Annotated in this window: 12 protein-coding genes; 8 read left to right on the top strand and 4 right to left on the bottom strand. The window is 45.3% G+C overall.

Translation table 11 applies throughout. The features are described 5' to 3' along the window. Window positions 1–14: 14 nt before the first annotated feature. Window positions 15–1484, bottom strand: coding sequence for a hypothetical protein (locus QMG91_RS26355; protein WP_004407644.1), 1470 nt, complete (start codon window positions 1482–1484; stop codon window positions 15–17). Between the two features lie 34 nt (window positions 1485–1518). After that, window positions 1519–2229 (bottom strand): purine-nucleoside phosphorylase, encoded by a 711-nt coding sequence (gene deoD / locus QMG91_RS26350; protein ID WP_004407647.1) that lies wholly within the window; start codon window positions 2227–2229, stop codon window positions 1519–1521. A 357-nt stretch (window positions 2230–2586) separates the two neighbouring features. Here deoD and QMG91_RS26345 point away from each other — a divergent pair, with 357 nt between their 5' ends. The 5 genes from QMG91_RS26345 to QMG91_RS26325 all read left to right on the top strand — a co-directional run bounded on the left by QMG91_RS26345 (window position 2587) and on the right by QMG91_RS26325 (window position 8482). Continuing rightward, the gene (locus QMG91_RS26345) at window positions 2587–4212 is read left to right on the top strand and encodes an FGGY-family carbohydrate kinase (RefSeq protein WP_281830995.1); all 1626 of its coding nucleotides are present in this window, start codon (window positions 2587–2589) and stop codon (window positions 4210–4212) included. A 167-nt stretch (window positions 4213–4379) separates the two neighbouring features. Beyond that, the gene (locus QMG91_RS26340) at window positions 4380–5333 is read left to right on the top strand and encodes a YbgA family protein (RefSeq protein WP_022592717.1); all 954 of its coding nucleotides are present in this window, start codon (window positions 4380–4382) and stop codon (window positions 5331–5333) included. Further along, on the top strand, window positions 5323–6135 hold the full coding sequence (locus tag QMG91_RS26335; RefSeq protein ID WP_022561896.1) for a MerR family transcriptional regulator: 813 nt from the start codon (window positions 5323–5325) through the stop codon (window positions 6133–6135). The genes QMG91_RS26340 and QMG91_RS26335 overlap by 11 nt, the downstream gene beginning before the upstream one ends. A 4-nt stretch (window positions 6136–6139) precedes the next feature. Beyond that, entirely contained in the window at window positions 6140–7579 is a 1440-nt protein-coding gene (phrB, locus tag QMG91_RS26330) for a deoxyribodipyrimidine photo-lyase (protein WP_281830992.1), read from the top strand. 3 nt (window positions 7580–7582) lie between these two features. Further along, window positions 7583–8482: a L,D-transpeptidase family protein gene (locus tag QMG91_RS26325; RefSeq protein ID WP_004407657.1), complete on the top strand. Its 900-nt coding sequence runs from the start codon at window positions 7583–7585 to the stop codon at window positions 8480–8482. 86 nt (window positions 8483–8568) lie between these two features. Here QMG91_RS26325 and QMG91_RS26320 read toward each other — a convergent pair whose 3' ends face one another. Beyond that, entirely contained in the window at window positions 8569–8859 is a 291-nt protein-coding gene (locus QMG91_RS26320; RefSeq protein ID WP_281830990.1) for an Lpp/OprI family alanine-zipper lipoprotein, read from the bottom strand. A gap of 366 nt (window positions 8860–9225) precedes the next feature. Here QMG91_RS26320 and QMG91_RS26315 point away from each other — a divergent pair, with 366 nt between their 5' ends. Next, the gene (locus tag QMG91_RS26315; protein ID WP_281832748.1) at window positions 9226–10575 is read left to right on the top strand and encodes a DEAD/DEAH box helicase; all 1350 of its coding nucleotides are present in this window, start codon (window positions 9226–9228) and stop codon (window positions 10573–10575) included. Between the two features lie 69 nt (window positions 10576–10644). Here QMG91_RS26315 and QMG91_RS26310 read toward each other — a convergent pair whose 3' ends face one another. After that, entirely contained in the window at window positions 10645–11259 is a 615-nt protein-coding gene (locus tag QMG91_RS26310; RefSeq protein ID WP_004409133.1) for a response regulator transcription factor, read from the bottom strand. 667 nt (window positions 11260–11926) lie between these two features. Here QMG91_RS26310 and QMG91_RS26305 point away from each other — a divergent pair. Together QMG91_RS26305 and QMG91_RS26300 are read left to right on the top strand one after the other, a co-directional pair. Further along, window positions 11927–12436, top strand: a complete 510-nt coding sequence (locus tag QMG91_RS26305; RefSeq protein ID WP_281830988.1) for a hypothetical protein — start codon at window positions 11927–11929, stop codon at window positions 12434–12436. Between the two features lie 60 nt (window positions 12437–12496). Continuing rightward, complete coding sequence (locus tag QMG91_RS26300; RefSeq protein WP_022615112.1) at window positions 12497–12685, top strand: hypothetical protein; 189 nt, start codon at window positions 12497–12499, stop codon at window positions 12683–12685. Window positions 12686–12748 lie beyond the last annotated feature (63 nt).

The following is a 12748-nucleotide window of genomic DNA, read 5'->3' as shown; positions in this document are numbered from 1 at the left end:
CCTGATTCTATAAATCAGGACAACAAAGTCCGTAATGTAAGCGGCTTGTCCGCCAACCCAAGTTGTTGTGCAGGCGTCATTCCGTTCTTGTCTTGGTAGCACAAATTGTGCCAAGCTCGGAAAATATCCAGTAGAGGCAGTAATCCGCCTGGGCGGAGTTTACGTCTTGGTTCGTTGATAAAGCTTTCAAATAGCAACTGAAAACGTTGCTGGTAATATTGCGTTTGTTTCGTTGTAGCAAGGCTTAGCCAATGTTCCAGGTCGGCGTTGTCGCCTGCCAGGTAGCAAATGCCTTTGGCTCGATTCTCTTCATTCCTGATTGCCCACCTGTCTCGCCACCATCCCATGTGTACGATGTCAATTTTTTGAGCAATTCCACCGTCTTGCCAGTTGCCATCTTCTTCGACGTACATTAAGTCAATATTATGGCGCTGGATTCTCGGAAGGCAGACAGAGAGCGCTGCCGAGCGCAATACTGGGTCTTGAGGCATAAAGATCGAGACCCGTTTTTCTTCCTCACACATATTTAGAATGTGAAGGTAATGTGCATAAGAAGTGTACGGCGGTCGAATCAATGCACCTTTGGAAGGGTAGTTGAATCGGGACAAGTTCCCCATAGGATCTTCAACATTGCCTCGTGCCAGAATCTCCTGATACTTGTTGTCGATCTTTTCCCGCAATGAGGTTGCAGGGCGAGTCACGGCTTCAAAAGACTCTGGCTTGTAGTCTTTGGAAACAAAGCGAGAAGGTTCTTCATACGGGTTGTGATCGACGTTACCTGCCGGTTCATCATCGAAGGAATAGTTCACATGCTGGGAAAGCACGTACCCGGTATCGGCGTCGGTAGTCACTATCCAGAATACGCCATTCTGGCTGTTAGGTTGCAGCACGGTGTAGTGAGATGACAGGTGATATTCCGAAGCGTGATTCATCCATCGAGCATCAAACATCGCAAGCTTACGACGACAGCGACTGGCGATCTGGTCTACGTGGTCGTAGAACGTTTTAGGATTAATGGCGAGTTTGCGGCAAATTTCCCGAACGGAATAGCCAGTAAACAGGTAACCGAGGAGATGTTCCTGAAATTCGATTTTGGCATTGCTGCCAGACCATTTATCAACAAACGTCGATTGGCAGGATTTACAGCGGTATCTTTGACGATCGCCACTATACCCAAACGCATGATAAAGGTGTTTGTGGGTATGGACGGTTTTGCCAGCATTTTCACAATTGGGGTTACGACACGCTGGCAAACCGTCGCTATGCACGGCTCTAAGCCTGCTCAGTTCATTCAGAACTTCGCGATTATTAAGTAAGGGGGGGAAAGCACCACACTCACGGCACACCATCGCCGGACGCTTAGGGTTAGCATGCTGCAAGACATACCGTTCTGCATCACTCAATCCAAAGTTGTCACACGCCAATGTTTTACAAAAGTTGAGTTGCAACCCATCTGCATCTTTTGGCAGCTTGCCATCTGACACGATCGCCCCCTCGGGAATAAAATGGTTGTAAAAATTACAGGTTAATTGCGGTTTCTAGTGCAACTGTCATCATGTCGTTGAATGATTTCTGACGATCTTCAGCAGACAGCTTCTCGCCACGGATAATGTGGTCGGAAACAGTAAGAATGGTCAGCGCTTTTGCACCAAGTTCAGCAGCTACGCCGTAGATGCCAGCGGCTTCCATATCTACGCCCAAGATGCCCAGCTTCTCCATTTTTTCAAAAATGTCCGCTTCAGGTGTGTAGAAAAGGTCGGCAGAGAATACGTTGCCCACTTTCACCGGCACGTTATTCGCACGTGCCTGCTTCACTGCTTCTTCCAGAAGACCAAAGTCAGCGACTGCTGCGAAATCGTGGTTCGCGAAGCGGATACGGTTCACTTTAGAGTCCGTCGATGCACCCATGCCGATAACGACGTCCATTAGGTTTACGTCGTCTTTTACGGCACCACAGCTACCGATACGGATGATGTTTTTAACACCGTATTCAGAGATCAGCTCGTGAGTGTAGATGCACGCAGATGGGATACCCATACCGTGACCCATCACAGATACTTTTTTACCTTTGTAAGTACCAGTAAAACCAAACATGTTTCTCACATCACAAACTTGCTTAGCGTCTTCCAGGAAGTTTTCTGCAATGAATTTTGCGCGCAACGGATCGCCTGGCATTAGGACTGTTTCTGCAAAATCGCCCGCTTGTGCGTTAATGTGTGGGGTTGCCATATTGATACTCTCCAAAGTGAGTTCTGGTAATTCGCAGGAAACGTGCGACAACAATTACCAAATCTGTTGAACAGGGTTTTCTTCTTGGGAGCAATACTAGCCCTGTCAGCGTTAACGCCTTGAGATCTAAGTCACAGAAAAACGCTATTTCCTACCAAATACCTCTATTGATAACCAAATGTGTTGAAAGCGGGAATGCAATCGATTTGCTTAACGTTTGCTATTCAGACGCACAGTTTTGATATCAATGCTGTGTCAAAAATGACATTACTCTTTTCCCCATATTCCATCGTTTGAAGTCAGGGTGTTAACTATCTGTAGTTGGCGTTATCTACAAAGAAACAAGGAAGGAGAAACATGCCAGATAACCGTTATGTGATTGGGGTAGACGTTGGAACAGGTAGCGCGCGAGCCGGGTTGTTTGATCTGAAAGGCAAACAGATTGGCTCAGTTAAGCAGGACATTGTTATGTTCAGTGAGGGCAATGCGCACTATGAACAGTCCTCAGACCAGATATGGGAATCGGTTGGTCACTGTGTCCGAACGGTATTGTCTGAATCGGGTGTGCCAAAAGATACCGTAATAGGTATCTCGTTTGATGCCACCTGTTCCTTAGTTGTGATTGGAGAGAACGATCAACCTCTTTCGGTTGGTACTCATGGTAAATCTGAACGAAATATCCTTGTCTGGATGGATCAGCGTGCAACACCTCAAGCAAAACGCATTAACGAACAAGGTCACTCAGTGCTGAAATTTGTCGGCAACCGTATTTCTCCGGAAATGCAGACGCCAAAGCTCATCTGGCTGAAAGAAAACTTACCAGATACCTACAACAAGGCTCGTTACTTTTTTGACCTGACCGACTTTCTCACCTGGAAGTCCAGTGGTTCTCTTGCGAGGTCAATCTGTACAACGGTATGTAAGTGGACATATCTGGCTCATGAAAACCGTTGGGACGAAAGCTATTTTCGTGAATTTGGCTTAGATGATTTGGCGGATGGCGGATTCAGTAAAGTTGGAACCGATATTGTCGCTCCGGGAACCGCGCTTGCAAGCGGGCTGACTCAAGACGCGGCTGAACATTTGGGGCTTAATCAAGGCACGGCAGTTGCGGCTGGCTTGATTGATGCTCACGCAGGTGGGGTAGGATCTGTTGGTGCTCTGAATGAAGAAGGAGAAGCTGACCCCAGTGCCAGCCTGGCTTATGTGTTTGGGACTTCCGCTTGCACCATGACATCCTCACCGAATCAGGTATTGGTTCCGGGCGTCTGGGGTCCTTACTACTCAGCAATGGTGCCGGGCATGTGGCTCAATGAGGCGGGTCAGTCGGCGGCAGGAGCGGCTATCGATCATTTGGTGAGTTTACATCCTGCCTACTCAGAGCTGAAAGCCATGGCGAATATCGATGGTAAATCGCCAGTGCACTATCTATCTGAAGGTGTGAAAAGCCAGATCACAGAGTGGAGTGACGCGGTCACTATGGTGGAAGGGATGCACGTATTGCCTGAGTTTTTAGGTAATCGGGCTCCGAATGCCGATCCTGATGCGCGCGCTGCCATTCTGGGTCTGGATATGGAACATTCGATAGATAATCTCCAAAAGCTTTACGTAGCAGGCGTTTGCGGTCTGGCTTATGGTTTACGACAGATTATAGAAGTGCAGGAAGAGCGTGGACTTAGCATCAGTCAGGTGGTGATAAGTGGTGGTGCAGGACAGGATCCTCTCATACGCCAGATTCTTGCGGATGCTACGGGAGTGAAAGTGGTGGCACCTCAGGCACCAGAGCCCGTGATGTTGGGAAGCGCGATCCTCGCGGCAGTCGCTGCCAACGCGTATCCAGATATGCAGGAAGCGATGAAAGGGATGTCTGTGTTTGGAGAAAGTTATACACCTGCTGATGGTCGAATTAAGCAAGTTCACGAAAAAAGATACCAAACCTATATTAAGTTGCAGAGACTGGTGCGTGAATCCCGAACGTTCTGATTTTATATCAGTTTTCTAGTTCTTCTTCTCGAATCTTAAGCTGTACAAAATATCGATACAAAAATATTTTTTGTATCGATGTGATCGTTTTGCTATAGATAGTTGTACAAGAAAAATAATTGTACAAACTAATCAATCCACCTGATTCAGGAAAAAGGGGCGAGACTATGGCTACGAATGAAATCAAAATTGGTGTGAGCGCTTGTGTCGTTGGTGAAAAAGTTCGTTTTGACTCCGGCCACAAGATCAATAATTTCTTAGTAAAAGACTTTTCGGAGTACGTGAAGTTTGTTCCTGTATGCCCGGAAGTGGGTATCGGAATGCCTGTTCCCCGCCCTGTAATCCGTCTTATCAGTGAAGAAGAGCGCGTCGCTCTGGTTGAATCCAAAAATCAGGACAAAGTGTACACACAACAAATGCTGGATTACTCAGAAAACAAAGTCGAAGACCTGATTTCTGAAGACCTATGCGGTTACGTGGTGTGCGCCAAGTCTCCCACTTGCGGGATGGAACGCGTCAAAGTGTACAAAAAACACAGCGCATCGAAAGAAGGGGTGGGCTTGTACACCAAAGTTCTGATGGAAAAAATGCCGTGGTTGCCTGTAGAGGAAGACGGTCGTCTTCATGACCCGTTTCTAAAAGAAAACTTTATCTCTCGCATCTATGCATTGAAAGACTTCTATGACTCGATGGATGGAAAGCCGACACCGAGGAAAATAGTCGAGTTCCATTCCCGCTATAAGTTGACGCTGATGGCACACCACCCGGCATCTTACCGTTCTCTGGGTCGCTTAGTTGCCAACATCAAAAACTACGACGCAGAGACATTCTACCTTGAATATCGCACTGCATTTATGAACGCACTCAAGCACCGCGCCAGTCGCAAAAACAATACCAATGTGCTTATGCATTTGCAGGGATACTTCAAACGTGATTTAGACAAAGGGCAGAAAAAAGAGCTGGCTGATACCATTCACGATTATCGTCAGGGCTTATTGCCATTGCTGGCACCGTTAACGCTGATTAAGCATTACCTGAGTACATTCCCAGATGCTTACCTGCAGCAACAAAAGTTTCTAGACCCATACCCACAAGAATTGAGATTACGATATGCATTATAAAACCCCTCGCTTTGCGATAAGAGAGGTTTCAGAAATGACGGGCATCAAGCCCGTTACATTAAGAGCGTGGCAGCGCCGCTATGGGTTAATTCAGCCTAAACGTACCGAGAAAGGACACCGACTCTTTTCAGAAAAAGACATCGACCTGATACGAGAAATTCAGGGCTGGCTCAATAAAGGCGTGCCTATCGGCAAAGTGAAAGAGCTGATTAAGAACGGAGCTCAGTCCAGTCAGGCGCAAGTGGTTGATGAATCATTACATGAAGTAGAACAGCTGCTTCAGGCTATCGCTGAAATGGACTCGGGAAAAGGCGACAAAATCCTGTCGGGGTTGTTTAAGGAGTATCCCACACAGCACGTGGTTGATAAGGTCATTCATCCGGTTCAGGAGGCACTGGAATCGGTGAAAGCGACGCAGCGATCGCTTCAGGTTTCTCTGTTCCAGTCTTTGTTGATTACGGTGTCGAACCGAATCATCGAGTCTGAAAACAAGGTTGCGGCGAACAAAAAAGCATTGCTGGTGAGTTTTGACTCAGCAGGCAGCGTTGATACCCGAATCCATGCTTTGCTGCTTTCAGACAGCGGAAACCGAGTCACCATGTTAGAAGGGGTGGAAGACATCAGCGGTTTGTCTGAAATGCTCGACCCGGGCAAAGTGTCTCAGGTGTATTTCCATTGCAGCAAAAATATTGGTGCCAAAGTCGCGGGTGACATCAAAGAGTTTGTTGAATCTAAATTTTACGAAGTAGGGTATTCACCGCTTATCCATCAGGTCTACTTCAGCAATCAGGAGCAAGCTTAGCCCTATGCAAATCGTATGGTTTCGTCGTGATCTCAGAACGATAGATAACACCGCTCTAAATCAGGCAGTCGCGACTGGTGAACCCGTTGTGGCACTGTTTTTGGCAGCCCCTCAACAATGGAAATCACACAACAAAGCGCCGATTCAGGCAGATTTCCTTTATCGCAGGTTATACGAATTGCAACGGGAACTGCATGAACTCAATATTCCGTTGTTGTATCAGGAAGTCTCGATGTTCGCTGATCAGGTTTCCATGATTCGTTCTTTGTTGTGTCTTGAAACCGTTAATGGTGTGCACGCGAACCGCGAGTATGAATTGAACGAGCAGCAACGTGACAGGCAGATAGAAGCTCTCGAAATAGAAGGAAAAGACGTTCATTTTTATCACGACAAATGCGTCATGCCTCCGCGAAGTGTGCTGAATAAACAGGGCGACTATTTCAAAGTATTTACCCCTTTTAAGCGCGCATGGTTAGCCAAGGTCTCTATGGCTGGTGTGACTGTTTCGCCAAGGCTGAAGCGCGCAAATGACGCTTTCCCCGGGGTAGGGTTGTTGCTCAATATCGTTGAAGAATTTAATCATAAGTGTCATTTCACATACCCAACGGAAGACAGCGCGGCTTATGCTGTGGACACCGAATCCATCATCCAGAAACTGAGAGATTTCTGTCGCGAAAGTGCTTCTCAGTACAAAGACGACAGGGATTTACCTGCCATTGAGGGTACGAGTCGTCTTTCTCCCTATCTGGCTTTGGGGTGCCTTTCTCCAAGACAATGCATTGCTCGCCTAACCTATCAGGAAAATGACAGGCTAAAGAACTTTGATGAGCTGAATGAGGGGGAGCAAACTTGGCTCAGTGAGCTGATCTGGCGCGAGTTTTATCAGCATCTTCTCGAATTTGAACCAAAACTGAGCAAAGGCTTACCGTTTGTTGACTGGAGCATTGACCTTGAGTGGCACAATGACGAGGATTGGTTAACACGCTGGAAAAACGGTGAAACGGGATACCCAATTGTGGATGCTGCAATGAGGCAGCTAAACCAGACTGGGTGGATGCACAACCGTCTAAGAATGATCGTCGCAAGTTTCCTGACTAAGGATTTGTTGATCGACTGGCGAAAGGGCGAAGACTACTTTATGTCTAAACTGATTGATGGGGACTATGCCGCGAATAATGGCGGATGGCAGTGGTCTGCATCAACCGGGTGTGATGGTCAGCCTTATTTCCGTATCTTCAACCCTATATCTCAGGGGGAAAAATTTGATGCTCAGGGCGAGTTTATCTGTAAATGGATTCCTGAATTAAAAGAAGTACCTCAGAAGTTTATTCATCAGCCATGGAACTGGACAAAGCGCCACACACTGGACTATCCCAAACCCATGGTTGATCATAAAACCCAGCGTGAAATGGCGTTAGACATGTATAAGAAAGCGAAAGGATAAAGAATGAAACAAGCCGTATGTCGTATTTGGTGGTTGTCTTTGGTTGTACCCAGCGTGCATGCGGCGACATTTCCTCTGCCTATTGAAGGCAGCAACCTAGCCGGAAAGGTGCAGCGTCATGTGGTTCAGGACGGTGAAACCTTTGCTCTGATTGCCAAACAATACGATGTAGGATTTCTCTCTTTAATGGCTGCGAACAAAGGGTATGATCCATTTCTTCCTCCTGAAGGCTCAGTGTTAACCATTCCTTCCCATTTCATCCTTCCCGATGCACCTCGCGAGGGCATTGTGATTAACCTGCCTGAACTGCGCCTATACTATTACCCGAAAGGGCAGGACGTGGTTCATGTCTTTCCTGTGGGGATCGGGCGAGTTGGTCGGGATACACCAGAAATGACCACACGCGTTTCTGCCAAAATCCCTAACCCCACCTGGACGCCTCCAAAATCCATTCGCAAAGAGTACGAAGCCAAGGGCATCAGCTTGCCAAGGGTCGTTCCTGCGGGTCCTGAAAACCCGCTGGGTGATTACGCCATGCGCCTGGCGTATGGATCGGGTGAGTATCTGATTCACGGTACAAACAAGGATTTTGGGATTGGCTTGCGTGTGAGTGCCGGTTGTATTCGTATGGAACCTAAAGATATAGAGTGGCTTTTCCAACGTGCTAATAAAGGTGAAAAGGTACGCATCGTTAATCAACCGATAAAAATGTCGTTGGAGCCAGACAGAAGCGTGTTTATCGAGGTACATGAACCTCTGACAAACAGCAAAGGTGTGCAGGCGAGACTAGAGTTGCCGATGGAACTAGGCTGGTGGATGGAAGAATTCAATATCTCAGACGCGAAAGCCAGAGCTGCCGTTCAGGTACAAAACGGCGTGCCAATCGAAATTGCCACGCCGTAAGTATTAAGATCTGTCGTTTATAACCGACAGCAAGCGAAAATATCTGGGTGCTATCGCACCCATTTTCTATTGCTCAGGATATCAATTTATTTTGTATAAGATTGAGCAATGTTATCGATGCGGCTGTTTGCTCGCGAAGCTTCCTGTTGAGCTGACATCGCTGCGTTTTTCGCACCGTTTGCTGCAGAAGCTGCTTCTTCCGCTTTCATGCTTGCTTTTTCTTGAGAAGATTGCAGTGAGGAAACTTGCTGACTGAGCTGCTGAACCTGATTAGTCAACTCATCAATTTTTTTAGACGTTGTATCTGGCGTACCAGAGCAACCGACCAAAAACAGAACTGAAGAAATACCCGCTGCTAAAAGTAATTTGTTGTTCATATGAACTCCTTGTTGGACATTTTTACGTAGCTGATTCTACCCATGTAACCGGACCGCTATATCAGTAAAGGGTACTGGCATGTCATGGCTGCTACTCAATCATAGTGTCGGACATAGCCGTACGTAAATTCGAACCCATACCATGTCGTCACTTGTCTCTAATATGGCACAAAAATTCGCCATCTGACGGCATCAACCTAAAATCTAACATGAAAATGACAAATTTGTAGATAGCGTTACACAGGGAGAATGCGTCAAATTTCCGTTAAATATAGAAGTGTTAACTATTTTTTGTGATCTAACCCTTAAAAAGGGGTATTATACGGCGCTATTACGGTCTATCTGACTTTTATGTGTACCGCCTAACTGGAGAATCCTTTGCAATTTAAAGACTTAGGGCTAGACAATCGCTTACTGAAAAACCTGAAGCATTACGACTTCAAGCAAGCTACTGACATTCAGCGTCAGTCCATTCCTGTTGCCATTGCGGGTAAAGATCTGCTGGCTTCATCCAAGACAGGTTCGGGTAAAACGCTGGCATTTGTGTTGCCTCTTCTTCACAAAGCCCTTAAGACGAAAGCCTTTTCAAGCAAAGATCCTCGTGGTGTGATTCTGGCTCCTACCCGTGAACTGGCAAAGCAGGTTTATGGTGAGCTACGTTCGATGCTAGGTGGTCTGTCTTACGATGCGACCCTGATTCTTGGTGGTGAAAACTTTAACGACCAAGTGAAGGCGCTTCGTAAGAACCCTAAATTTATCGTTGCGACACCGGGTCGCCTTGCCGACCACCTTGAGCATCGTTCTCTGTTTCTGGATGGACTGGATACGCTAATTCTAGATGAAGCTGACCGCATGCTGGACTTAGGTTTTGCTCCTGAGCTGCGTCGTATCCATAACGCGGCAAAACACCGTCGCCGTCAGACTTTGATGTTCTCAGCGACACTGGATCACGCTGAAGTGAATGACATTGCCTCTGAAATGCTGGATTCACCAAAGCGCATTTCAGTTGGCAGTGCGAATGAAGAACACAAAGACATTACCCAGACTTTTTACCTTTGTGATCACCTGGATCATAAAGAAGCCATTCTGGAGCGCGTGCTTGAAGAGGCAGAATACCGTCAGGTCATCATCTTTACCGCAACGCGTGCAGACACCGATCGTTTAACCAAAGAGTTGAACGAGAAAAAGCTGAAAGCCGTTGCCTTGAGCGGAAACCTGAATCAGACCCAGCGTAATACCATAATGAGCCAGTTTGAGCGTCACGTATTTAAGATACTGGTGACGACGGATGTTGCTTCACGCGGTTTGGATATTGCGAGTGTCACGCACGTGATTAACTTTGATATGCCAAAGCATACCGAAGAATACGTTCACCGAGTGGGTCGTACTGGTCGCGCTGGTAACAAAGGGTTTGCGATTTCTCTGGTTGGCCCGAAAGACTGGGACAGCTTTAAGCGAGTGGAAACATTCCTTCAGCAAGACCTGACTTTCTCCAAGTTGGAAGGGTTAGAGGGCAAGTTCAAAGGTTTGAAACCTCGCAAACCTGACTACCGAAAAGGTCAGGCGAATAAAGGCAAACGCAAGCCTCAGGCGAAGAAGACAGCGAAGAAACCTGTTAAACGCGATAAGTCATTCCACACCAATGTCGACGTTGGTGATCAGGTATTTATGGTGAAAAAGAAAAAGCCTGCACCGAGTAACGACGGCGACGAGTAAGGTTCACTAAGAACCAGAATTAATAAAGCCCAGCATTTGCTGGGCTTTTTAATACCTGTAATTCAGCTGCTAGAAGGGCGGTAGTCTTGAGCGATTGCGTTCACAGAAAGCAAACAGCTCTGCGGCATTACCCACTTCCAGCTTTTTCATCAGACGGGTTTTATAAGTACTTACCGTTTTTTCACTTAGGTAAAGCTCTGACGAAATTTCTCGATTTTTCATGCCTTTTGCAATTGAAGTCAGCACCATCAATTCTCGTTGAGATAGTGATGAGACTTTGCTGGCATCGGAATTAGTGTTGTTTACTTCAAGTTCTTTTGGGAAGTATTTTCCACCGAGCAAGATGGTATCGACGGCTTCTACAAATTTATGAAGCTCATCGGATTTAGATATAAAACCAGAAACATCAAAGTTCGCAGTTAAATTTACCAAGCTCTCATTTTCAACGGCACTGAACACCAGAAACTTTGTGGATGGGGAAGGTGGATAGCGCTTCATTACCTCAAAGCCATTCAGTTCTGGAATGCCAATATCCAAGATAACCAAACCTATCTCTTCAGACTGAAGAATGTTCACCGCTTCTCGACCATTTATCGCGTTTAGAAGCGTATACCCTCGGTCTCTGAGCAAATAGTAAATGGACTGTCTGACGATAGAGTGATCATCTACAACAAGAATTTTCATCTGACACCTGATAAGACTATTTTGACCGATATTATGGCAGAGATTGTAAGGCACCTAAGTATATGGAATGTAAGCGTATGTCAGCGAGCATACGCTTAGCGAAGTAGGCATGTCTGCTTCGGTTAGTCTTTCGCATTACCAGACGATGGTGGTTAGCAATAGTAGAGACACAAATGCCAATGAATGAAATTTTTCGGTAGTTGTCATGAGCTTTCCTTAATATCGAATTATCAGTATTAAAAGGGCAGTGGATGACTGATAATAAATAAGTTCTCTTTGTGTTGATTTAAATATAAATAAATACTCTTGATTTGTCTTGTAGGAGTATTCTTAAATATTCAAGTTAATTTTTTAAATGAATTAACAATACTGCTAAAAATTAACCGTTTTATGTAGGATTGTTCCTATATTCATTTCTGTTTAGTGCCAAACCAAGATTAATTGCCTAGTCTAACTGTATGTTCATAGCCCAATGTTCAAAGAAAATTAGCTAGGGTATAAATTGACGAATAAAAATATTGAGCTAGACGTTTTTTATAATATTCGAATATGTCCAATTGATAGAAATGTAAAAGGAATTGAGGTTGAATATTTAGATGGGTTGACAACAGAAAGCCATCGAGTCGAATTCTTTAATCGACATATTCTGCATTTGGATATGGTATTTGTGACTATTGTGGACTCGATGAATGAAGTTTGGGGGGACGTCATCAATGAGATAGACGACGGGGTGAAGCTCTATCTTAGAATCCCGCTAAATGTATACAGAATGACGGTAACTATGACCCATATGGCGAATTTAATGGGTCACTACGATGTGTTAAAAGGTCGAATGGTACTGACTATCGAAATGCCCAACATTGAATCTGTTTTTTTGCATGAGGAGATTTTCTCAAGGCAGTCACAGCTCTTTAACGAGAATGGTGTGAGAGTCGCGTATTCATTGGAAGACTTTCGTCATATAGAGTTTTGCTATTTAGAGAGCATGGCTTTCCATAGTGTCTATGAAGTTGAGTTTCCCAAAAGGAGCTTTGTTCTTACGGGTGAAAAACTTGACTGCTATCGCTATACAGTAAAAACCGACTTGTACGCGCTATCAACAGGAATAAAGGCTCTATCGGATTACTTAGGTGTGCATCTTCTTGAGCACAGAGTGGAGCCTACGTTCATCTTATAACTGGAATACAAGGTAATGTCATATAAGGACAAAAAACACAGCAGGGAGGGTGAGGGAACAATGAATACCGAAAACTTGGGTAAGATAATCGATGCAATAGAACATATGGATACTCATGAAGTAGAAATAGTCAGTAGAGCTATTAGAAAAATGCGTGACAATTCAAATTCTAAATCGGAGATAAGAAATTCCCTGATAACAGATGAAGAAATAAGATATATAGCAGATGTTTTTTATTCTAATAAGTGAGTAATAAGAGAGTTCTTACAATCTATTTCTGACTGTCTATGATATTTTAACATGTTTATCCAA

This window comes from Vibrio nigripulchritudo, assembly GCF_027924785.1.
Classification (GTDB): domain Bacteria; phylum Pseudomonadota; class Gammaproteobacteria; order Enterobacterales; family Vibrionaceae; genus Vibrio; species Vibrio nigripulchritudo.
This window is presented reverse-complemented; position numbering and strand designations above follow the sequence as displayed.